The following is a 22,933-nucleotide window of genomic DNA, read 5'->3' as shown; positions in this document are numbered from 1 at the left end:
TTTATTTCCTGTCTTTCAGCCGCCGGAGCAGGGTTTTAGTGGTCTGAACCAAACACTGGTTACCGGATCAGCGTAATATTTCCTTTCAAAATGGTAGATTCTCCGTTGTCACAAACAACTTCCGCATAATAGACGAATACGTCCGGATTGAGCAGGACACCTTTGTAACGTCCGTCCCATCCGGCGGAAGCGTCGTCAGTCGCCAGGCCAAAGCGTTCAAACATCACCTGCCCCAGGCGGTTATAGATCCGGAAAACACGTACGCTCTGTAAACCGGTCCCCCTGATATAGAAAACATCGTTCATACCGTCCCCGTTAGGAGAGAAGGTGTTGGGTATGAAGATGTTGGCCCCGTTGCAAAGGGTGGTGATGTGGATATCATCTCCTGCAATACAGCCGTATTGGTTCATCACGCTGATGTGATAGGTAATGGATGATTTGGCGGTAGCCACAGGTGTGAGGCAGTCGTTACAACTCAGGCCTGCTGGCGGTTGCCATGTAATGCCGGTGATATCGCTGCTTCCTTTGGCGGTAATAGGCACTTTAGTGCCGGTAGATACAGTTACGTCCGGCCCGGCGTCCACCTGTGGCAGCGGGTTTACAGTGACCGTGGCGAAAGTGGTATCGGTGAAACATCCTGCCTGGTCAAAACCTACCACCTGATAGGTGATAGTGCGGGACGGACTGGCAACAGGTTCGGCTATGTCAGGGTGGTCCAGCCCTTCGGAGGGAGACCATTGGTACCTGAAGGCGCCGCCTGTCTGCATTTGTATGCTTTTCCCAAAACAGATGCTGGCATTGAGCGCAAACATTTTGAATGGCTGTATCACCCTGACAGAAACAGTCGCTTCGTTTTTACAGCCAAACTCGCTGACAGCCTTTACGGTGTAGGTAGTATCCTGGTCAGGTCTTACCACGGGTGTTTTACTGGTGGCGCTGGAGATATTGTATGGCGTCCAGCTGACGGTGGCGGCAGGGTCGGTATTGGCGGCTAGCTGAAGGGAGGCGCCCTTGCAGATAGTGGCTTCCGCCGGTGTTGGACGGAGGTTGGGAGCCGGATGTACAACGATATTGGTGTTGGCCACTCCGGGGCATGATCCGTCGGCGTTGGTAATAGTAAGCGTCACCGGCGTAATACCAACAGTATTGATATTGACATCAGGGGGACTGGGGACGTCGTATTGCAGTCCATTGCCCAGCTGCCATTTCCACAGCGTGTTTGGTATGTTCCTGTTGTCAGTGCCATGCAGCTGCACAGTGCCGGAAATACACAATTCCGGAATAGGCGTGATGGTGGGCTGCGGTTGTGCAGGAACCAATACCGGCAATGTTTTGCTGTCTTTGCAGCCATAGCTGCTTGTCATTTCCAGTGTTACCTGGTAGGTGCCTGTGGCAGGATAGGTAAAGGAGCCATTTGTGTTGACGGAGGTACTGCCGTCACTATAAATCCACTTGCTGCTGAAGGGCAGATGGAGTGAATCGTTGGTAACAGCGGTACTGGTATTTTTAAACAAGACGTTTCCGCCGCCGCAGGCAGCGCTGTTATCAACCGTAAAGTTGGCAGTCATCTTATCTGCTACGATCTGGTAGTTACCATCTGCTTTTACTGCACAGCCCCTGTTGTCTACCAATGAAACGCGCGGCGTATAAATACCTGACTGGGCATAGGTATGTGGCGGTGCTTGTGGCGTTGCTGTTGTGACCACAATTCCGTCGTCGAAATCCCATTGGTAGGTAACGGTTTTATTGGCGGTGGCAGTCATCGTTACCGGCAGCGGGACGCAGCCAGTAACAGGAGTGGCGATAAACGATCCCTGCGGGCCTTCCACAGTCACCGGCGCCGTTTTGACAGCGGAACAATTACCATCTGCATAAACGGTGAGCGTGACATTGTAGGTCCCGGGTTTGACATAGATGTGCGCGCCAGGATCGTTTTGAGTGGATGTGCTGTTGTCGCCGAAATCCCAGGCTGACCTGGTAAAGCCGCTGGATGTATTGGTAAACTGCACTTTTACCGGCGGACAGAGTTCCTGGATAGACGGAAAGGTGAAATCCGCTACCGGGTTGGGTACCTGTAATATATCGGGCTTACTGATCTGGTCTGTGCAACCTATGCGGGATGTGACTTTTAGTGAAACATTATAGGTGCCGGGGGCGCTGTAGGTTTTAACGGGATTGGCACCTGTGCCGGTGGTATTGTCACCGAAATCCCATGCGTAATCTACAATATCACCGGTTGATGTGCTGGTAAAGGTAATGGGACTGTTTTTGCAGGCTACGCCTGACTGAACGGTGAAGTCGGCTTTAATAACTGAGATGTTTACCGTTTGTTGTGTCTTTGTCTGGCAGCCATATTGATCGGTGGCCGTTAACGTTACTACATAAGCATTAAAATCCGTGTACCGGTGTGTTGTTTGTAAAGGCTGTGTGGTGCTGCTTTCATCCGGACTGCCATCTCCAAAGTTCCATGTCCAGTTGACAATGCTGTTCCCGGCATCTATAGTGGACTGGTCCGCAAAAGTAAGCAGGTTGTTTTTGCACGGCTGACCGGTGACCGTAAAGTTGGTCATCGCGCCGTGTACGGTTATTGTTACAGGAGGAGCAATTCGTTTGCACCTGTTGGAGTCACCAAGCGTCAGTTGAATAACATAGGTGCCGGAGCGTTGGTAGGTATGCGAGAGTCCTTTTGCCGGATCGATGTCGGTACCTGCCAGTTCCAATACAGTCCCGTCTCCCCAGTCCCACAGATAGTACCTGATATTGGCGGGGTTCACCGGACCTATGCCTACATGCAATGACTTACCAAGACATATCTGGGTTGTGTCGGGGAGTAATACCGGTTTTTCATCGATGATATAAATGTCTGTGGAGGTTGTTGAGTGGCAGACACCATCGAATATTGTTAAGGTGACGGTTTTCTTACCAGTGGTGGTATACCGGAAATCAGGATTTTGCAGCGTGGAAGTGGCGCCCCCTTCGCCGAAATTCCACAGCCATTGTTTTTGGGCCGGGGCCGGTCCGAAATTGGATTGGTCAGTAAATTTCCGGTGGTAGAAATCATCACAATCGGGCGTGGTCGTAAACTCTGCTTTGGGAGGCTGAATTTTGATGTACTGGGTTTTGACCAGCTGGCTGATACAACCGTTGTTATTAACGATCAGGCGGATATCGTGCAGGCCGGGTTCCGTAAACCGGTGAGCCGGATTTTCTTCCGTGCTGGAGCTGTTGTCCTGCGGGAATATCCACAGATAGGTGACGCCCGGCCCCTTTGGGGTAGAAAGATTTGTAAACTGCACCGGCTCCATGGGACAAGACTGTAACGGTGAAGCAGTGAAGTCAATCACTGGCGGTGTGCCTACGCGGAAAGCAACATTGGCAGTCACTATGCAGCCGAGGGCAGATGTTGCCCGGAGCGAAACAGTATAAGCACCCTGTTGCGTATAGGTGTGAGCGGGGTTGGCCAGTGTGGAAGTGGTACCGTCGCCAAAATCCCATTGATAGTCGGTAATGGCTTCGGCAGGGTTAAGGGCGGCGGTAAAACTCACGTTGTAGGGAATACAGCCGGAGTCGCCTGATGGCGTAATAGTGAGTGCCGGCAGGGAAATGTTGATATAATTAGTGCGGGTAACAGTGGTGGCGCAGCCAACACTGTTGGTGGCAGTCAGCGTCACCGAAAAAGTTCCGTTGCTGGTATACGTGTGGAAGGGATCTTTTGCGGTGGAAGTAGTGCCATCACCAAAATTCCATTGCCAGGAGTCTGCAAATTGTGACTGTGCCTGAAAGGACGTTGTAAAAGGCGCCGTGCAGCCACGCAGGGGCGTGGCGATCGGGTCTATGACCGGACGTGGATCGACCACTACCGTTTGTTGGATTTCCCGCGAGCAGCTACCAAACGTGAGTGCCATTTTTACGGTATAGGAACCTGGCGCGCCGGCAATAAAACCAGCGGTGAAGCCACTGGCAGTACTGCCATCCGGCAGTGTCCAGGTGATATTATCCGGTGTCGGCGTGGTAGTGCTGGTAAGTGTTACCTGATCGCCAGGACATTTTGTTTGCGCTGAAAACCCCGGGACAATTTGCTGGATGACGATATAGTTTTTTTTCTGCAGGGGCGTTGCGCAGCTGTTGGGCGTTGTGGGTATCAGTGTTACGGTATAGCTGCCTTCTGCTGTATAGGTATGACTGGCATCGGTGCCAGTGGTGCCGTCGCCGTAGTCCCACATATACGAAATGGGCGTGCCGGTATTATTGACAGTAGTATTTTGAAACGTAACGGTGAAGGGCGCAGAACAGCTTTTTGTCTGGTCTGCGGTAAAAGACAGCACTGGTATTTCTTTCACGGTGATGCTCACCGGGTTGCCGGAGGCTTTGCAACCCTGACTGTTGGTGACCAGGCTGATAACATTGTACGTGCCCGGAGAGGTGAACTGGTGGGTAACGGTGGTCCCCTGATCGGCGGCACCGTCGCCAAAATTCCAGAGGATATTGGCGATGGTGGTTCCCTGGCCGGGATCGGACCGGTCTGTAAAGTGGGCTGTCAAAGGAGTACAGCCACTGGTGTTATCCACAGTAAAGGAAACCTGTGGATTGTTAAAGACGTTAATGTCTACTGATTTGACTATCTGAGTTCCCGGGTATTGAACTGTTAAGGTAACATGATAGGTGCCCGGTGTCGTAAATATCCTGGAGGGCGACAGATTGCCGGTTACCTTCGCGCCTACACTAAAGTCCCATTCCACATTGGTATAACCCGGATCGAGTCGGGCATTGAAATTTACCGTTAGCGGAGCGCAGCCGCTGGTTTTATCGGTGATGATCGCCACACTTTGTGCTAACAGCGCGCTGGTGGGGGCCAGCGGGATGAGAAAAGTGCTGAGAAGCACCATGAGGGGAATGTGCGTCTTTATCATCGGGGCAGTAGGTGTCAGTTGGTTGATGTACCAATAAACATAACGCCTGTCCCTTTAATATAGTTTACACGATCACGTGGTATGTCCGTGTTATCTGATCAGTGTCACATTGCCCTTCATGATGATCGATTCCCCGCTGTCACAGATGACCTCTGCGTAATACACATATACGTCCGGGTTGAGTATGGTGCCTTTGAAACGGCCGTCCCAACCGAAGGAAGGATCATCGCCATTGATACCAAAACGCTCAAACATTACCTGGCCCCAGCGGTTGTATATGCGGAATACACGGACGGTCTGCATGCCACGGCCACGGATATAGAAAATATCGTTCGTGCCGTCGCCATTGGGCGAGAAGGTATTGGGAATAAAGATATTACCACCGTTGCAGATCGTTTTAATATGGATATCGTCGCTGGCGATACAGCCGAAGCGGTTTGTCACACTTACGTGGTAGGTGGTGTTGCCTTTGGGCGTAACCACGGGCGCCAGGCAGTTGTAACAGCTCAGGTTCGTGATGGGCGTCCATTCCACCTGCGTGATATCACTGCTGCCTACGGCAGGTATGGGTATTACGCTGCCGGCAGCCACTTCCATGTCAGGCCCGAGGTTGATCTGCGGCGATGGCTGTACTGTCACTTTTGCCAGTACTGTATCAGTAAAACAACCGATATCGTCATATCCTATTACCTGGTAACTGGTGGTAGTAGCGGGACTGGCAACAGGGTCCGGGATAGTGGCGTTGCTCAGTCCTTCGGAAGGCGTCCATTTATAGCGATAAGCGCCGCCGGATTGCATTTGTACGCTTTTGCCGGAACAGATGGTGGCATCCAGCGCAAACATCCGGAACGGCTGTATCACAGTCACGCGCACACTGCTTTTGCTTTTACAACCAAACTCGCTGGTGGCCTGCACTTCGTAAACCATGTCCCTGTCAGGCGTGACGAGCGGAGTTTTGCTGGTTGGATTCGAAATATTGTAAGGCGTCCAGCTTACGGTGGCATTGGCGTCTGTGTTGGCAAATAATTGCAGCGATGCGCCTTTGCAGATGCTGGACTCCGGCGGTGTAGGTTGGAGGCCCGGGGCAGGATGCACCACGATATTAGTGGCGGCTGTTGCTGGGCAGGAGCCATCAGCATTGGTGATGGTCAGTTTAACCGGCGTTACGCCAATGGTATTAAAATCCATGTCCGGCGGCGATGGAACGTCAAATTCCTGTCCATTGCCCAACAGCCATTTCCATTTGGTGTCCGGGAGATTTTTGGTATCGCTGCCGCGCAGCTGTATTTTTCCTGCTATGCATAACTCAGGGATAGCGGCGATAACAGGCTGTGGTTGCGGCGGTATCACCACCGGCAGTGTTTTCAGGTCTTTACAGCCATAGTTGCTGGTTATCTCCAGGGTAACGTTATAATTGCCGGGCTGTGGATAATTAAATGAACCGTCTTTTCCGGTACTGGTGTTGACGGGCGTATACGTCCATTTGCTGGCGAAGGGAAGTCCCAGCAGATCGTTGGTCACAGCGGTGCTGTTGTTTTTAAACAGCACGTTGCCACCACCACAGGCGGCAGTGTTATCCACCGTGAAATCGGCCATGGCGTTGTCTGCCACCACCTTGTCGTCTCCTTCGGCTTTTACAGCGCAACCTTTATCATCTATCAGTGATACCCGGGGTGTATAGATGCCCGGCTTGGTATAGGTGTGCGCAGGCGCAACAGGAGCCTGTGTTTTTAATACGGTGCCATCGTCAAAGTCCCACTGGAAATTGGTGGTTTTGTTGGCGACAGCTGTAATGTTTACTGCCAGCGGCACGCAGCCGGTTGCCGGCGTCACGGCAAATGATCCGTCGGGTCCTTCTATCGTCACCGGGATGGTTTTGCTGGCGGGACAATCTCCTTCTGAATACACTGTCAGTTTAACGTTGTATGTTTTGGCCCTCACATAGATGTGGTTACCGGGATCGTTTTTAGAAGAGGTGCTGTTATCGCCAAATTCCCACAGGGATTTCACATAATCGCTGGATTTATTGGTGAATGGTACAGTTACCGGCGGACAGAGTTCCAGGTTGGGCGGGAAAGAGAAGTCTGCCACGGGATCGGGTACACGCAGTGCCTGTTTTTTGGTGATCTGGTCCGTACATCCTTCGCGGGTGGTGATCTTCAGTGTTACATCGTAGGTGCCGGGGGCGCTGTATACTTTAGCAGGATTAACGCCGGTGCCGGTGGTGTTGTCACCGAAATCCCAGGCATAGTCCACTACGCTGCCGGCGGACCTGTCGTTGAAATAAAACCGGCTGCCTTTGCACACTACGTTTGCCGGTTGCGCGAAGTCGGCTTTGACTGTTTCCAGGTATACCTGTTGCTGCGCCGGAATGATACATCCAAATTGATCGGTGGTGGTCAGCGTTACCGTATAGGCTTTGAAGTTAGTATAGGTATGCTTGCTGTTGAGCGGTTGGGTGTTATTGCTTTCCACGGGGCTTCCATCGCCGAAGTCCCATGTCCAGTTAACGATTTTGTTGCCGGCGTCGATGGTGGATTTATCCGTAAATGTCAGTTCATCTTTGATGCATTTTCTGCCGGATACGGTAAAGTCGGCCAATGCGCCGTGTACAACAGCAGTAACGGGAACGGCCGTACGTATACATCCGTTTTTATCCGTTATCGTGAGTTTGATGGTGTAGGTGCCTGATTTGCGGTAAATATGGGACATACCTTTAGACGGATCTATCTCATAACCCATGAAGTAAAGCTGTGTGCCGTCGCCCCAGTCCCATGCATAGGAGTTGATATTGCCGGCAGTCAGCGGGCCAAGGCTCACATGTAATGATTTGCCGATGCATACCCAGGGCACATCAGGTATCATTATCGGTTTTTCATCGATGATGTTGATATTGATGATGGTGTCGGATTTACACACGCCGTTGTCCACGCGCAGTTTCACTGTTTTACTGCCGGTAGTGGTATAGCGGAACTCCGGGTTTTGCAGCGTGGAGGTGGCGCCGTTTTCTCCAAAATCCCAGAACCATTTTTTCTGTGGCGCCGGCTCGGGACCGAAATCAGAGGCGTCATTAAACTGCCGGTGATAGGGGTCTACACAGTCCGGAACGACGGTGAACCGGGCTTGTGGTGGTAATATCTGAATGTATTTGGGTTTGAGCAGTTCGCGGATACACCCGTTGTTGTTCACCACCAGGCGTACATCGTGCTGGCCTATGTGGTTAAAGCTGTAGGAAGGGTCTTTGCCGGTGATGGTGCCGTTGTCTTGTGGAAAAATCCACATGTAGGTCACATAAGGGCCTACCGGTGTGGACAGGTTGGTAAACTGCACGGGGTCGATCGCGCAGGAAATGAGCGGTGTCGCCGTGAAGTCCACGACGGGCGGTGCTCCGGTATGGAAAACAGTACTTGCCTCTGAGGTACAGCCGCTGGCTGTGGTTATCTTCAGCGTAACGGTAAAAATTCCTTCTTTGTCAAAAATGTGCGTAGGATTTTGCTGGTTGGAGGTAGTGCCATCGCCGAAGTTCCATTCATAGCTGACCACGGCATCGATACTATTGACCTGCGCCTGAAACGGGATGGTCATCGGCAGACAGCCTTCCGTACCGGCAGGAAAGATGGAGGCAGACGGCGGCAGTATGACAACGTAGCCGTCTTTTCTGGCTGTGGTGGTGCAATTGCTGCCGCTGGAAGCCTGGAGCGTAACTGAATAGGAGCCCTGGCGTGTATAGGTATGCGTTGGATTTTCTTCTGTAGAAGTAGTGCCGTCGCCGAAATCCCATAACCATGAAGTAGCGTTCTGCGACTGTGCTTTGAAGCTGGTGGTCAGCGGGGCAGCGCAGGACCTGGTAGGAGTGCCTGTCGGATCGATCGTCGGGCGTTCATTGATATGTACTGTTTGTTCAATATCCTGAGCGCAGGTGCCAATGATAGCGCTCATCTTTACTTTATAATCGCCGGCGGTGGCTGCAAAAAACGAAGCGTTGGTACCTGTTGCAGTGCTGCCATCGGGCAGTACCCAGGTGACCTTGTCCGGTGTGGGCACGGTAGTGCTGGAAAGTGTGGCCAGTGAGCCTGCGCATCCCTGTTTCAGTATGAAGCCGGGCGTCAGTTTTTTGATGACGACAAAGTCCTTTTTTACCAGTGGCGCTGCACAACTGTTGGTGCTGGTGGGGATAAGCGAAACGGTATAACTGCCTTCGGCGGTGTAGATGTGTGTGGCATCGGTGCCGGTGGTGCCATCACCGTAGTCCCACACATACGAAACAGGATCGCCGGTAGTGTTGGTGCTGGTATTCTGAAAGGTGACCGTCAATGGCGCCACGCAGCTCTGTGTTTTATCTGCCGTAAAAGACAACACGGGTGCTTCTTTGGCGGTGATGGTCATGGGATCGCTGCTGGTACGGCATCCTTTGCTGTTGGTCACCAGGCTGATAACGTTGTAAGAGCCGGTCTCCGTGAATTCATGGGAAACCGCGGGACCGCCATCCGCGCTGCCGTCGCCGAAGTTCCAGATAATACTCTCGATGGTGCCGTCGCCTGGTGTGGAGTGGTCTGTAAAATTGACCTTCAGTGGTTTGCAACCGCTGGTTTTATCTGCAGTAAAGGAAACGACCGGCCTGTTGTAAACCGTGATATCTACTGTTTTAACGATTTTTTTGCCGGAATAGTCCACCGTGAGGGTCACATGATATACGCCCGGATCGGGGAATATCCTGGAAGGAGCGGGGTTGCCTGTCACCCTGGCGCCAATGCTGAAATCCCATTCCAGGCTGGTGTAGCCGGGATCGAGCCGGGAGTTGAAGGCAACTGTGAAAGGCGGACAGTCGGCAGTTTTATCAGGTAAAATCTCTACGTTTTGCGCGAACAGGTCACAGGAAAATACAAGCAGGAGTAGCAAAACGATGGCAATCGTAGTGTTTTTCATCAGGCATAGGGTGGTCAATCTGGAAATAAAGTATAAAAATAACAATTATGTTTGTAAATAGCGATTTTAAGAAGAATGATAACATGGAGACTACAGACCCGCAATACTGGAATAATCGTTATCTGACAGGAGATATTGGCTGGGATATGGGACGGGTATCGCCGCCCATGCAGGCATATATCGATCAACTGGAGGACCGGGACCTGGAGATACTGATACCGGGCGCAGGGAACAGCTATGAAGCGGCTTATTTGCTGGAGAAAGGATTCCGGCGGGTAACGGTGCTGGACATAGCGCCGGCACTGATAGAACAGCTGCGGAAAACTTTCGCCGGTACTGCCTTACAGATCGTGGAGGGTGATTTTTTCCGGCATCAGGGCAGCTATGATGTGGTATTGGAACAAACCTTCTTCTGCGCGCTGGACCCTTCCCTTCGCCGGGACTATGTCACGCATATGCATACGCTGGTCAAGCCTGGTGGGCATCTGGCGGGTGTATTGTTTAACAGAAGTTTTTCACATGATGGCCCGCCTTTTGGGGGGACCGTGGCTGAATACCGGGAGTTGTTCTCGCCGTTGTTTGAGTTGAAAACATTGGAGATGTGTTATAATTCCCATCCTGCCCGGCAGGGATCTGAAGTGTTTATTAATTTTTTACCGAAATAATCAAGTATGTACCGTTTTTTGATGGCCGCCCTGCTGGTATGCATGGGTGGCGCTTTACAAGCCCAACAGCCGCAACAGGAAGATGCCAGAACTTTTGCAAAGGACATTCAACAGCCAGGCGTACAGGTATTTGATGTGCGTACGGCGGAGGAATACAACACAGGGCATCTGCCTAAAGCTTTACAGGCTGATTATACCAACAAACCGGAGTTTAACGAACGGGTGAAATACCTGGACAAACAGAAGCCGGTGTATATCTACTGCCTCAGCGGAGGACGCAGCAGCAAAGCGGCGCAATGGATGCGGGAGAATGGTTTCACCAAGGTCGTGGAGCTGGAAAATGGCGTGAATGCCTGGAAGCAGGCCGGTTTACAATTGGAAGGCGTGAACACTAAAAAAACACAGCTGACTATGGAGGCCTACAACAAAGGAATCGCCAAAGGTGTGGTGCTGACAGATGTAGGTGCTGAGTGGTGCCCTCCCTGCAAACAGCTGGAGCCGGTGCTGGCAGCTTTCCTCAAAAGCCATCAGCAGGTGAAGCTGATGAAGGTGGATGGCGGCAATGATACCGATGTCATGAAAGCCGTTGGCGCCAAAGGGTTACCGACATTGATCGTGTATAAAAACGGCAGGGAAGTGTGGAGGAAGCAGGGTGTGGCCACTGCAGAGGAGCTGGCCGCAGCCGTGAAGTAGCGGAGGAAAAGATATTTACAGTAGAAGCCCCGGGCCATGGCCCGGGGCTTTGTGTTATAGATTAGATTACAAATGAAGTGTGATGGAGTTGACAGTAGTTACCTGGCCGGTGGTGACATTCACATTGGTTACCAGCGTGTCTTTTACGGTGCCGTCCCCTACAATGGAAACGTTATAGGCGCCGGCGCTCAGGCCGGGGATCAGGTAGGCGCCTGTCAGCGGATCAGGCTTGGCCACTGCAATGGTATCAGCATTTTGCAGCGCATAAACGCCGGACACATGGAGCAGCGGTAAGGCGATGCCTTTGATAGAGCCGCTGGTAGCCTGTGTGTAAGTACGGATAACCGGTTTCAGGATGTAGTTGCCGTTGCCGGTAGTTACTACAGAACGGTTCGCATCAAAGTCCAGCCACAGGCGGTATTCGATGCCGGCTGTCAGTGAAGCATGCACGTTAAGTTTCAGGCCCGACTGTTGTGCGGAAGGCGTAGACAGCGGATAAGAAGTACCGCCTATCACGACGCTGTTGTTAGTGCCCAGCACCAGCCTGATTTGTGAAATATCGCCGGCGGGCAGGTCCTGTGATGCCAGTACGGTGTCAAGACCGTTCCTGAAGTTGAGCAGGTTATACACCCCGGGGCGCAGCAGATGGATGGATTGCCAGCCATTGTCGGTGTTGGTGGCGTTCACCTGAACGTCCTGGATGTCTACATTCACTGCGTCATAGTTGGCCGGGGCATCGGTAAGTAATACCGTCATTTTAGCGGAGCCACTGTTGTTAGAATCATTTTTGTTGCAGGCGGTAAATAGCAGTGTAAGTGCAGGCATGGCCACGATAAAGGCCCAGATTCGGTTTTTCATGATTAAATGTTTAGACAGATATTGAATTGCAAAAATAATATATGTATTTAATACTTCATGTATCGTTTTTCTGACAATCTGATTTGGTCGTTTGGCTGTCTGGTGATTTGCATTTCCAACATTCGTCAACGTTATGACAAACTACAGGCCAATTCCTGTGACTGCTTGTCTGTGGCGAAGTTTAACGATGTGGGTAACTGAAAAGGCCTGCTGACGCAAGTCTGCAGGCATTTTTTCCGGGTATCTTTTTATTGGCGCGGCTTACCAGTTGTAAATGCCGCCATATTTCTTTTCTGCATAGTCAAGGAAGTAGCTGAACTGCAGTTCTTGGCCGGTTACTTTCTTGCAAAGTTCGTTGGACGTATAAAACCGTCCGAAAGGATGGATATGGGTGCGGAGCCATTCCAGCAGTGAATGGTAATTGCCATGGCTGATGGCATCGTCGAGTCCGGGCACCTGCTTTTGGGCGGTGGTAAAGAACTGGGCGGCGTAGAAGCTGCCGAGGGAGTAGGTCGGGAAATAGCCGAAACTGCCGTGCGACCAGTGGATATCCTGTAAAACGCCTTGTGCGTCGTCCGGTACGGTAACGTGCAGGTATTTCCGGTAGTATTCATTCCAGACGTGTTGCAGCTCGTTGACCGGGATACTGCCGTCCATCAGCCCTTTTTCTATTTCATAGCGGATCATGATATGGAAGTGATAGGTCAGTTCATCCGCTTCCGTGCGGATCAGGGAGGGCTGCACCTGGTTGATGGCCTGGTAGAACCTTTCCAGCGATACGCCGCCCAGGTTTTCGGGAAACTGTTGCTGGAGGCGGCCGTAGTGGAACTTCCAGAAATTAAGGCTGCGGCCTACGTTGTTTTCCCACAGGCGAGACTGTGACTCGTGGATACCCAGGCTGGTGGCTTCTCCGCAGGGCAGGCCGTATTGCTCGGGCGGGAGGCCCTGTTCATAGAGGGCGTGGCCTCCTTCATGGATACAGCTCCAGGTCATGTTGCCGAAGTCATTTTCATCGATGCGGGTAGTGACCCTTACATCGTGGGGGTTGAAGCTGGTGGTGAAAGGATGTTCTGAAATATCCTGTCTGCCGGCCTGAAGGTCGTAACCCATTTCTTTCAGCAGGTCGAGGCCCAGTTGCCATTGTTTGTCCCGGTCATAGTGTTTCAGCAGAAAATCTTTTTCCACCTGTGGTCTGGCTTCGATTTTGGCCAGCAGGGGAGACAGGGCGTTTTTCACGTCCTCGAAGATTTTATCCAGCATGGCAGTGGTGGCGCCTTTCTCGTATTCGTTGAGCAGTGCGTTGTATGGGTGGCCTTCATAGCCCAGGATGGTGGTTTCCTGTTTTTTGAGGGCGATCATTTTAGTGAGGGTCGGCGCAAAGATGCTGTAGTCGTTGGCTTTGCGGGCTTTGATCCAGGCGTGGTAACTTTCGTTGGTGACGTTGGACATCTCTGCCACGAACGATGCCGGGTATTTTTTGTTTTTATCGTAGTCTTCCAGCGAGAGGGCTATATTTTTCTGCTGGAGGGCGTCAAGTTCGTTGTGGCCGTGCAGTTGCCGGAGGAGGTCGCCGAGGGCGTCTTCGGTGAACAGTTCGTGGGCGATACCGCTGAGGGTGGTGAGTTGCCGGCCTCTGAAGGCGGCGCCTTTTTCAGGCAGGTATGTTTCCTGGTCCCAGCCCAATACAGCCATGGCATTTCTTACGTCTGCAATTTTTTGCATCTTTGACTGGTACCCGGTATATTGTTCTGCAGTAGATTTGCTTCCTGTCATAACTGGATTTTTTTGCAAATGTACAGGATACCAATTGCTTTGCTATGAAGATAAAAGAGATCATACAGGTACTGGAGGCTTATGCGCCTTTGCCGTACCAGGAGAGTTACGATAATGCCGGCCTTATTTTCGGTGATCCGTCATGGGAGGTGACCAACGTGCTGCTGACGCTGGATGCCACCGAGGCGGTCATCGATGAGGCGATTGCCCGGGGATGTAACCTGGTGGTGGCGCATCATCCGATTGTTTTCGGCGGTCTGAAAAAGATCAATGGCCGGTCTTATGTGGAGCGGGTGGCTATTAAAGCCATCAAGCATGACATTGCGGTATATGCAGCCCATACCAACCTGGACAATGTGCGCAACGGCGTATGCGCGCAGATGGCCGGCAGGCTGGGACTGGAGCGGTGCAGGGTATTGCAGCCGAAGACCGGTCTGCTGAAGAAACTGTACACTTTTGTGCCCGTGGCTGATGTTGAGAAGGTAAGGGCCGCTTTGTTCACCGCCGGTGCCGGTCATATTGGGAATTACAGTGAATGCAGCTTTAATGCCGCCGGGGAGGGCACTTTTAAGGGCGGTGAGGGCACAGTCCCATATGTAGGCACGCCGGGGGAAAGACATTTTGAGGCGGAAATAAAGTTGGAAGTGATTTTTCCGGTATATTTGGAATCCGGGATTGTACAGGCCCTGTTAATGAGCCATCCCTATGAAGAGGTAGCTTATGATGTGGTGACGCTGGACAATGCCTACCAGCAGGTAGGTTCAGGCCTGGTGGGAGAGTTGCCGGAGCCGATGGAGGAACAGGCGTTCCTGGCATGGGTGAAGCAGCAGTTCGGGACTGGTTGTGTACGGTATACTCCTTTGAGGGGCCGTCCGGTAAAGAAGGTGGCTTTATGTGGGGGAGCGGGCAGCTTCCTGCTGAAGCGGGCCATTGCGGCGGGGGCTGATGCCTACATTTCCGCGGACTTCAAATATCATGAATTTTTTGACGCTGATAATCAAATAGTTATAGCAGATATCGGACATTTCGAGAGTGAGCAGTTCACAGTGGAATTATTTTATCATATATTGACTGAAAAATTCCGTAATTTTGCGCCTCTTAAATCTACGATTAAAACAAACCCGGTAAATTATTTATAATACATGGCTACCGTAAAAGAATACTCCGTTGAAGAAAAATTAGCATCTGTGCTCAAGCTGCAGAAGATTGATTCCAAGCTGGATGAAATCCAGGTGTTGAAAGGGGAGTTGCCGATTGAAGTAAAGGACCTGGAAGATGAGATCGAAGGGTTAAATACACGTCAGTCTCATATTGAGAATGAGATCAAAGGTATCCAGGACTTCGTTGCCAGCAAGAAAACTGCCATTAAAGATGCAGAAGCGCTGATCAAGAAGTATGAGAAGCAGCAGGACAATGTGAAGAACAACCGTGAGTTTGAGGCGATCACCAAGGAAATGGAGATGCAGTCACTGGAGATCAAACTGGCTGAAAAGCATATCAAAGACGCAAACGAAGAGATAAAAGAAAAATCCCGCACCCTGGAAGTGGCTAAAAAGGCGATTGCTGACAAAGAAGCTAACCTGAAGCACAAGAAAGGGGAACTGGAGAAAATCGTGGCTGAAACCGAGAAAGAGGAGAAAGCTTTCCGTAAGGAAAGTGAAGATGCTAAAGCTAAGGTAGATCCCCGTTTACTGGCTGCCTACGAAAAAATCCGCAAAAACTACCGTAACGGCCTGGCCGTGGTAACAGTAGAGCGTGATTCCTGCGGCGGTTGCTACAACGCGATCCCTCCTCAACGTCAGGCAGAGATCCGTCAGCACAAAAAGATCATCGTTTGTGAGCACTGCGGCCGTATCCTGGTAGACAACGACCTCGAGGCGACTGTCACCATCTGATGCGATCAGGCATATCAAAAACATTGAAAAAGGGCATCCACGGATGCCCTTTTTTCGTATAGACGTTATCGTTATAAAAATATACTAATTTATTTAGCTTTGTTTTACTAAATATGTTAGCTTTGCCCCTGTACACCGTACGCAGGTAGTTTGCGTAGCAGTTCTTTTAATTTGTGGCAGGAAATTGGTGGGGCATGCAACATTTAAAAAATGTGAATTGTTAATTTGGGATTTGTGGAATTGTTATGTGAGATTTGAGATTATTCCAGGAATTTTGCCCTTATGCGTATTATTTTTTCTTTGATTCTTTTGCTGGGATTAGGATTTACAGTTGATGCAAGACAGAAGACCTATGATTTCAACAGCCGTTGTGAACAGGCGTACGAAGCGATCATGGAGTTGCGGTTAAACGCCGGAAAGGCGCTGTTGGAAGCAGAAAAGAAAGAAAACCCGGACAACCTGGTGCCTTATTTTCTGGATAACTACGTGGATTTCTTCCCGTTGTTTTTCAATGAAGACCCGGCGGAATACGCCCGGAAGAGAGGCATGCGCTCCATCCGGCTGGACAAGATGCTGGAAGGGTCACCGGATTCTCCCTATTATCTGTACACACAGGCGGCTATCAAGTTTCAATGGGCGATGATCAAAATCAAGTTCAATGAAAAATGGGACGCTACCTGGGAGATACGCAAAGCGTACATGACCCTGAAGGAAAATCAGCGCCGTTTCCCGGATTTTATGCCCAACCGGTTGTTGCTGGGGGCCATGCAAACGGTCTTCGGTACTATCCCGGAAGGATATAAGTGGATCACCAACATCCTCGGAATGAAGGGCAGCATCCACCAGGGCATGGATAATGTGAACGCGTTTATCGAAAGCAATGCGCCCGAAGCCAAACTGTTCAGGGAAGAATCCTATTATTACTACTGTTACCTGATGCTCTTTATTGTGAATAAACCCGAAGACACCTGGGCTTTTCTGCAAAAGAAGCAACTGGACACAAAGAATAACTACCTGTACGCCCTGATGGTGGCCAACCTGTCGCTGAACAACCAGAAAGCGGCCAATGGCATACGGGTACTGGAAGAACGGCACGACAGCAATGAATACGCAGACATAGCATACTATAACTACGTATTCGGCTTATTGAAACTGACCCGACTGGACAACGATGCGCATGTGTACCTGGAGAAGTTTGTCAATGAGTTTAAAGGGAAGTTCTATGTAAAAGAATGCCTGCAACGGTTAAGCTGGTTCTACTACCTGGAGGGCAACCAGGCCATGGCCAACAAGTACAGGAATATGATCCTGAGCCGTGGCGGTACGGAAACAGATGCAGACAAGCAGGCGCTGAAGGAAGCGGAAGGCGGCAAATGGCCCAATCCCTTCCTGTTGAAAGTGCGGTTGCAAAGTGACGGCGGATTCTTTAGCGAGGCACTGAAACTGCTGCTGACAAAAAAAGCGGCCGATTTCCCTGCCATGGAAGACAAACTGGAATACGCCTACCGCCTTGGCCGTATCTATGATGAAACCGGGCAAGACGACAAAGCCATTACCATGTATGAGGTAACGATCAAGGTAGGGGCTAACAGGCCGGAGTATTATGCCGCCAGGGCTTCCCTGCAACTAGGGTATATTTACGAAAAAAGAAGAGATAAAAACAAAGCCATTCAATGTTATCAGCAATGTCTGGACATGAAAGGCCACGATTATAAAAACTCCCTCGATCAACGGGCAAAAGCAGGCATGCAACGTGTAAATGGCAGTTGAGCGGGGAGGAAAATTGTGATTCAAGTTATTTCCTGACTTATGTTACAGCGACTAATCATTAAAAACTACGCCATTATTGACCACCTGGAAGTGGATTTTTCAGGTAACCTTAATGTCATCACCGGTGAAACCGGCGCCGGTAAATCCATTTTACTGGGCGCCCTGTCCATGATCCTGGGAGAACGTGCTGATCCCGGCGTGCTGTTCGACAAAACCGGCAAATGTGTGATCGAAGGCATCTTCAAGGTGAAAAAATCACAGGTGGCCGCTTTTTTTCAGCAACATGAGCTGGACCTGGAAGATTCGCTGATCATCCGCCGGGAAATCAGCGCCGCCGGGAAATCAAGAGCGTTTGTGAATGATACTCCTGTCAACATATCCCAGCTGTCTGAACTGTCGGGCTACCTGGTAGACCTGCACCAGCAGTTTGACACCCTGGAACTGGGCAACGCCGATTTCCAGCGGGAAGTAATTGATGCACTGGCCAAACCGGCCGCCCTGCAGGTATATCATAACCTGTTCCTGCAATACCAGCAGGTGCAGAAAAAATACAAACAGCTACAGGATGACCGCGATCAGGCCAATAAGGAGCTGGACTATAACAAGTTTCTGCTGGACGAACTGCTGGAAGCGGATTTCAGTCCCAACGAAGTGGAGGAGCTGGACAATGAGCTGCAGCTGCTGACACATGCGGAAGAGATCAAAAACACCCTCAACCGGGTATTTTTCCAGTTGAAAGAAGATGAACAACCGATCCTGCAACAGCTGAAACAACTGCAATCCTCTATTCAACATATCTCCTCGTTCCATAAAGACATGCCGGCCGTATCGGAAAGGATGCTGTCAGCCTATCTGGAGCTGCAGGACATTGCCGGAGAAGTAGACAGTATCAACGACCAGGTACACTACGACGCACAACGCATAGAACAGGTAAATGAACGGATGACGCTGGGATACCGGCTCTTCAAGAAACATGGCGTGCAGACGACAGACGAGCTGCTGGCCATCAAAGACGCACTGACCGCCAAAGTGGACGGTGTGCTCAACCTTGATGAACAACTGGCCGCGCTGGAGAAAGAACAGGCGCAGCTGCATGAGGCCCTGATAAAGGACGCGGCAGCCATTACCGCTGAGAGACAAGAGCAGGTGGCACCCTTTGAGAAAAAGGTGAATACGCTGCTGGCACAGGTAGGCATGCCTAATGCCCGTCTTAAAGTAGATATTCTGCAGGGTGAATTGAACCCCTACGGACAGGATACGATCGAATTCCTGTTCGACGCCAACCGCAGCAACCAGTTTGCACCGGTAGGCAAAGTGGCTTCCGGTGGTGAGTTGAGCCGTTTAATGCTCTGCATCAAATCACTGGTGGCACAATCAGTGGCGTTGCCTACCCTTATCTTCGATGAAATTGATACCGGTATTTCCGGTGAAGCCGCCAGACAGGTGGGCGTTATCCTGAAAGACCTCGCCAAAGCACATCAGATCATCTGTATCACGCACCAGCCACAGATAGCCGGTAAAGCAGACGCACATTATTTTGTATATAAAGATGCCCGTGCAGAGAAAGTGACCACCAGCGTAAGGCTGCTGTCTATGGAAGAGAGAATAGACAAGATCGCGCAAATGCTCAGTGGAGAACGGCCTACAGCCGCCGCCCTTGAAAATGCCCGCGAAATGGTAAGATAACACAGGCGTAACCGTTATTGCCTCCCTGCCCGGATGCTAAAAAGCCATGGCAGGGAAGCAATAACTTTTTTTTTCAACTATAACGACTATTTTTGCCAAAATTAATTTTGACCAAATGGCTCATAACTTATTAAAAGGAAAGAAAGGTATCATCTTTGGTGCACTGGACGAAAAGTCACTGGCCTGGAGAACTGCGCTCCGTTGTGTGGAAGAAGGCGCTGAAATAGTGCTCACTAATGCACCTGTAGCGCTGCGTATGGGTGAGATCAACAAACTGGCTGAAATCTGCAAGGCCCCTGTTATTCCGGCAGATGTAACCATCACGGATGACCTGAAAAATCTTTTTACCAAATCCATGGAGCATTTTGGCGGTAAAATAGACTTTGTGCTCCATTCTGTGGGCATGAGCCTGAACGTTCGTAAAGGACGCTCCTATACAGACCTGGACTATGACTTTTCGCTGAAAACCCTCAATATCTCCGCGCTGTCCTTACACCGTGTATTGCAGACCGCTTATCAGATGGATGCCATCAATGAATGGGGCTCTGTAGTGGCACTCACTTACATCGCCGCACAACGTGCATTCCCTGACTACAGCGAAATGGCCGACGCTAAAGCTATGCTGGAATCCGTAGCCCGCAGCTTCGGTTACCATTACGGCATCAAAAATAAAGTACGTGTGAACACCGTATCCCAGTCCCCTACGCCAACTACTGCCGGCAGCGGCGTGAAAGGTTTCGGTGGCTTCATCGGTTATGCAGAAAAAATGAGCCCGCTGGGTAACGCTTCTGCCGATAACTGCGCGGATTACCTGGTAACCCTGTTCTCCGATATGACCAAAATGGTCACTATGCAGAACCTCTACCATGACGGCGGATTCTCCTTCACCGGTGTTTCCAATGCTATCATGGACGCATTAGACAAATAATAACATTTAGCCATTTAGTTATTTGATTATTTAGGGCTTTTCCTTTTCAGAAAGTACCTGAATAATCAAATGACTGAATACCAAAATAAAAAAGCCGTTACAACTGTAACGGCTTTAATTTTTTATCAGGCACAGGGTGCCGGGGAGTGTACAATCTATAAACGCTCAGGATCTAGTATTCATCTTCATTGAAGAAGAAGTCGTCTTGCGACGGATAATCAGACCAGATATCTTCAATCCCCTCATAAATTTCTCCCTCATCCTCCAGCTCCTGCAAATTCTCGATTACTTCGATCGGTGCACCGGAACGAATGGCGTAATCAATAAGTTCGTCTTTAGTAGCTGGCCATGGAGCGTCCTCCAGGTATGAAGCTAATTCTAATGTCCAGTACATCTTATTAAAATTTTTACTTTTTAATTTTCCGCAAAAGTATTATTTAATTTGAAATAAACAACTTTTACTATTTTATCGGTTATTTACTTTTCTTTGGGTTATGCTAACCGCTCGCAATGTTACCAAAAATTATTCCAACTTACCGATTCTCAGGGGAGTAGATATTACTGTCAGTAAAGGTGAGATCGTAACCATCGTTGGATCGTCCGGAGCAGGCAAAAGTACGCTGCTGCATATACTCGGTACGCTGGATAAGCCCACCCAGGGCGAAATATGGCTGAATAATGTCAATCTGACGGGTTTAAGCGGCAATGAGCTGGCCGATTTCCGGAACCGACATATTGGCTTTATCTTTCAGTTCCATCACCTGCTGCCTGAATTCAGCGCATTGGAAAATGTCTGCGTTCCCGGTTTTATTGCCGGCACCCGCAGAAACGAGGTAAAGGAAAAAGCGGCGTTCCTGTTGAAAACCCTGGGCCTGGAGCATCGTTTGGAGCACAAACCAAATGCGCTCTCCGGTGGCGAACAACAGCGGGTGGCCGTGGCGCGGGCGCTGATCAATAACCCCGACGTGGTCATGGCCGATGAACCTACCGGTAACCTCGACTCCCATAATGCCCGGGAGCTTCATAATATGTTCCTTCAACTGAGAGACCAGTTTCAGCAAACCTTTATTATCGTTACCCACAACGAAGAACTGGCGCCGCTGAGCGACCGGCAGTTACTGATGAAAGACGGACGGATCATTTAGAAATTTTAATATTTTGATATTTGACGGGCTGTTTTACAACAGTTTCTGTTATTCAACGCCCAGGCTGCCAAAGGGTTCGCTAAATATCAAAATGACAAAATCTCAAAATCCGTAAATACTCAGTCCTGTTTTAAAGGTATTGCAGTGTGCGTTCACTATATCGCTGATCCGGGTGGAATAACCGCCGCCCATGGCCACAGCGCAGGGGATGCCATGCCTGTACAGCAGGCTGAAAACGATTTCATCCCGCTGTTGGCAACCTGCAGTGCTTACTTTGAGCTTGCCAAACCGGTCTGTCTCCAGAACGTCTACCCCTGACAGGTAACACACGATATCTGGTTTAACCTGGTCTATGAGCCGTGGAAGGGCGTCTTCCAGCAGCCGGAGGTAAGGGCCGTCAGTCAGGCCGTCAGGCAGGGGAATGTCCAGATCGGAGGTTTCCTTATGGAAGGGATAGTTATGGGCGCCGTGCATACTGAAGGTAAAGACCTCGTCGTTGCCGGCAAACAAGGCCGCGGTGCCGTTGCCCTGATGCACGTCCAGGTCGGCAACCAGCACTTTTTTCACTTTCTTTTGTTGCAGCAGATAATTGGCCGCAATGGCGAAGTCGTTGAGCAGGCAGAAACCTTCTCCCCGGTCGGCGAAGGCGTGGTGCGTGCCACCGGCCACATTGAAGCCAATGCCATGGTCCAGCGCATGCAGGGCAATATCGATAGTGCCCTGTGCTATCACGATCTCCCGCTGTGTCAGGCGGGGCGACTGCCGGAAGCCGATATGCCGCTGTTCTTTCTCTGACAACGTCTGGTCGCGCAGCTTCTGCCACCAGTCGGCGGTATGGGTGGCCAGTATCACGTCTTCGGTGGCCGCTTCCGGCGCAAACAGCTGCTCCTGGCTGATAACGCCTTCCCGCAGCAACTGGGCCGGTATCAGCTCGTATTTCACCATGGGAAAACGGTGGTCGGCCGGTAACGGATGGGCATATATGTCGTGGTAAGCTATCTTCATGTGAACAGAAAACTTATTGCGTCCGGATAATTGATTTTCCGGCGATTACAAACACTGGCTCGTCCGGGTAGGGGTCAAGGGTGGCAAGGCCGGTAAAGTCGCCAAAAGCGGGTAAAATGCCGCAATGCCGGCCAAAATAAAAGCAGGGTAGACGCAGCCGTTGCCTGGCAGGGCCAGCCATCACCACTGCGGGATGCAGGTGGCCGGAGAACGTGTATTTGTAACCGTTGTCGTCGCCGCAGGGCTCATGGATAAAGTGAATGTCCCGGACGGTAAGGGTGTCGTGGGTATTTACCTCCAGCTGGCTGTATACTTCATCGGCCATGATGTCGTGATTGCCCAATACCAGGTCGACCTGAATATGGGAAAACTGGCCGCGCCATATTTTAAAATACTGTACTTCATTGTTGTGACGGCTATGGAACATATCGCCGACGATAATGAGCCGTACCGGCAGATAACGCGTGATCAGCTGCTGCAACCGGAACAGGTCTTCCTGCATAATGCCTGCCGGCACAGCGATGCCGGCCTTACGGAAGTGGGCCGATTTGCCCAGGTGCAGGTCTGACAGGACCAGTGCTCTTTCTTCTTCCCAGTAAATCGCCTTTTCCGGCAACAGGTGCCAGTGTTGTTGTTTGAACCGGAATATCTCCCCCGCCGCGGTGTCCTTGTTTTGCAT

Annotated in this window: 15 protein-coding genes; 8 read left to right on the top strand and 7 right to left on the bottom strand. The window is 50.7% G+C overall.

Going from position 1 to position 22,933, the window contains the following annotated elements; all coding sequences use genetic code 11:
- Positions 1-59 precede the first annotated feature (59 nt).
- A complete protein-coding gene (locus HGH92_RS34140) occupies positions 60-4,910 on the bottom strand; it encodes a PKD domain-containing protein (protein ID WP_168869959.1) in 4,851 nt (1,616 codons plus the stop codon).
- A 90-nt stretch (positions 4,911-5,000) separates the two neighbouring features.
- Positions 5,001-9,836, bottom strand: a complete 4,836-nt coding sequence (locus HGH92_RS06700; RefSeq protein ID WP_168869958.1) for a PKD domain-containing protein — start codon at positions 9,834-9,836, stop codon at positions 5,001-5,003.
- A gap of 47 nt (positions 9,837-9,883) precedes the next feature.
- On the opposite strand from HGH92_RS06700, the gene HGH92_RS06695 reads away from it, so the two are divergent.
- Both HGH92_RS06695 and HGH92_RS06690 read left to right on the top strand, forming a co-directional pair.
- Positions 9,884-10,501, top strand: a complete 618-nt coding sequence (locus tag HGH92_RS06695; protein WP_247654836.1) for a methyltransferase domain-containing protein — start codon at positions 9,884-9,886, stop codon at positions 10,499-10,501.
- Between the two features lie 6 nt (positions 10,502-10,507).
- The gene (locus HGH92_RS06690) at positions 10,508-11,194 is read left to right on the top strand and encodes a rhodanese-like domain-containing protein (protein WP_168869957.1); all 687 of its coding nucleotides are present in this window, start codon (positions 10,508-10,510) and stop codon (positions 11,192-11,194) included.
- Between the two features lie 66 nt (positions 11,195-11,260).
- Here HGH92_RS06690 and HGH92_RS06685 read toward each other — a convergent pair whose 3' ends face one another.
- Positions 11,261-12,052: a DUF4382 domain-containing protein gene (locus HGH92_RS06685; RefSeq protein ID WP_168869956.1), complete on the bottom strand. Its 792-nt coding sequence runs from the start codon at positions 12,050-12,052 to the stop codon at positions 11,261-11,263.
- Positions 12,053-12,313: 261 nt separating this feature from the next.
- The gene (locus HGH92_RS06680) at positions 12,314-13,825 is read right to left on the bottom strand and encodes a carboxypeptidase M32 (RefSeq protein ID WP_168869955.1); all 1,512 of its coding nucleotides are present in this window, start codon (positions 13,823-13,825) and stop codon (positions 12,314-12,316) included.
- Between the two features lie 44 nt (positions 13,826-13,869).
- On the opposite strand from HGH92_RS06680, the gene HGH92_RS06675 reads away from it, so the two are divergent.
- The 5 genes from HGH92_RS06675 (at position 13,870) to HGH92_RS06655 (ending at position 20,104) form a co-directional block, all read left to right on the top strand.
- The gene (locus tag HGH92_RS06675; RefSeq protein WP_168869954.1) at positions 13,870-14,964 is read left to right on the top strand and encodes a Nif3-like dinuclear metal center hexameric protein; all 1,095 of its coding nucleotides are present in this window, start codon (positions 13,870-13,872) and stop codon (positions 14,962-14,964) included.
- A 3-nt stretch (positions 14,965-14,967) separates the two neighbouring features.
- Positions 14,968-15,720: a zinc ribbon domain-containing protein gene (locus tag HGH92_RS06670; RefSeq protein WP_168810381.1), complete on the top strand. Its 753-nt coding sequence runs from the start codon at positions 14,968-14,970 to the stop codon at positions 15,718-15,720.
- A 282-nt stretch (positions 15,721-16,002) separates the two neighbouring features.
- Positions 16,003-17,490 (top strand): tetratricopeptide repeat protein, encoded by a 1,488-nt coding sequence (locus HGH92_RS06665; protein WP_168869953.1) that lies wholly within the window; start codon positions 16,003-16,005, stop codon positions 17,488-17,490.
- 39 nt (positions 17,491-17,529) lie between these two features.
- Positions 17,530-19,176, top strand: a complete 1,647-nt coding sequence (recN, locus tag HGH92_RS06660) for a DNA repair protein RecN (RefSeq protein ID WP_168869952.1) — start codon at positions 17,530-17,532, stop codon at positions 19,174-19,176.
- A 115-nt stretch (positions 19,177-19,291) separates the two neighbouring features.
- Positions 19,292-20,104, top strand: a complete 813-nt coding sequence (locus HGH92_RS06655; protein ID WP_168869951.1) for an enoyl-ACP reductase — start codon at positions 19,292-19,294, stop codon at positions 20,102-20,104.
- Positions 20,105-20,276: 172 nt separating this feature from the next.
- Here HGH92_RS06655 and HGH92_RS06650 read toward each other — a convergent pair whose 3' ends face one another.
- On the bottom strand, positions 20,277-20,498 hold the full coding sequence (locus tag HGH92_RS06650; RefSeq protein WP_012794455.1) for a DUF2795 domain-containing protein: 222 nt from the start codon (positions 20,496-20,498) through the stop codon (positions 20,277-20,279).
- Between the two features lie 100 nt (positions 20,499-20,598).
- Between HGH92_RS06650 and HGH92_RS06645 the strand changes: the two genes are divergently transcribed.
- Positions 20,599-21,249, top strand: a complete 651-nt coding sequence (locus tag HGH92_RS06645) for an ABC transporter ATP-binding protein (protein ID WP_168869950.1) — start codon at positions 20,599-20,601, stop codon at positions 21,247-21,249.
- 102 nt (positions 21,250-21,351) lie between these two features.
- Here the strand turns inward: HGH92_RS06645 and HGH92_RS06640 are convergent, their stop codons facing one another.
- Positions 21,352-22,254: a histone deacetylase gene (locus tag HGH92_RS06640; RefSeq protein ID WP_168869949.1), complete on the bottom strand. Its 903-nt coding sequence runs from the start codon at positions 22,252-22,254 to the stop codon at positions 21,352-21,354.
- Between the two features lie 13 nt (positions 22,255-22,267).
- Positions 22,268-22,933 (bottom strand): ligase-associated DNA damage response endonuclease PdeM, encoded by a 666-nt coding sequence (gene pdeM / locus HGH92_RS06635; RefSeq protein ID WP_168869948.1) that lies wholly within the window; start codon positions 22,931-22,933, stop codon positions 22,268-22,270.

It is taken from the genome of Chitinophaga varians (assembly GCF_012641275.1).
GTDB classification, from domain to species: Bacteria; Bacteroidota; Bacteroidia; order Chitinophagales; family Chitinophagaceae; genus Chitinophaga; species Chitinophaga varians_A.
Note: the sequence above shows the minus strand (reverse complement) of the source record. Positions and strands in the feature narration are given on the sequence as shown.

What these genes read in the sequence shown, in the direction of transcription:
- HGH92_RS06665 (WP_168869953.1), top strand. Translation starts at nt 16,003, where the DNA reads ATGCGTATTATTTTTTCTTTGATTCTTTTGCTGGGATTAGGATTTACA.
- HGH92_RS06695 (WP_247654836.1), top strand. Translation starts at nt 9,884, where the DNA reads ATGTTTGTAAATAGCGATTTTAAGAAGAATGATAACATGGAGACTACA.
- HGH92_RS06670 (WP_168810381.1), top strand. Translation starts at nt 14,968, where the DNA reads ATGGCTACCGTAAAAGAATACTCCGTTGAAGAAAAATTAGCATCTGTG.
- HGH92_RS06690 (WP_168869957.1), top strand. Translation starts at nt 10,508, where the DNA reads ATGTACCGTTTTTTGATGGCCGCCCTGCTGGTATGCATGGGTGGCGCT.
- HGH92_RS06675 (WP_168869954.1), top strand. Translation starts at nt 13,870, where the DNA reads ATGAAGATAAAAGAGATCATACAGGTACTGGAGGCTTATGCGCCTTTG.
- HGH92_RS06645 (WP_168869950.1), top strand. Translation starts at nt 20,599, where the DNA reads ATGCTAACCGCTCGCAATGTTACCAAAAATTATTCCAACTTACCGATT.
- HGH92_RS06650 (WP_012794455.1), bottom strand. Translation starts at nt 20,498, where the DNA reads ATGTACTGGACATTAGAATTAGCTTCATACCTGGAGGACGCTCCATGG.
- pdeM (WP_168869948.1), bottom strand. Translation starts at nt 22,933, where the DNA reads ATGCAAAACAAGGACACCGCGGCGGGGGAGATATTCCGGTTCAAACAA.
- HGH92_RS34140 (WP_168869959.1), bottom strand. Translation starts at nt 4,910, where the DNA reads ATGATAAAGACGCACATTCCCCTCATGGTGCTTCTCAGCACTTTTCTC.
- HGH92_RS06655 (WP_168869951.1), top strand. Translation starts at nt 19,292, where the DNA reads ATGGCTCATAACTTATTAAAAGGAAAGAAAGGTATCATCTTTGGTGCA.
- HGH92_RS06680 (WP_168869955.1), bottom strand. Translation starts at nt 13,825, where the DNA reads ATGACAGGAAGCAAATCTACTGCAGAACAATATACCGGGTACCAGTCA.
- HGH92_RS06640 (WP_168869949.1), bottom strand. Translation starts at nt 22,254, where the DNA reads ATGAAGATAGCTTACCACGACATATATGCCCATCCGTTACCGGCCGAC.
- HGH92_RS06685 (WP_168869956.1), bottom strand. Translation starts at nt 12,052, where the DNA reads ATGAAAAACCGAATCTGGGCCTTTATCGTGGCCATGCCTGCACTTACA.
- HGH92_RS06700 (WP_168869958.1), bottom strand. Translation starts at nt 9,836, where the DNA reads ATGAAAAACACTACGATTGCCATCGTTTTGCTACTCCTGCTTGTATTT.
- recN (WP_168869952.1), top strand. Translation starts at nt 17,530, where the DNA reads ATGTTACAGCGACTAATCATTAAAAACTACGCCATTATTGACCACCTG.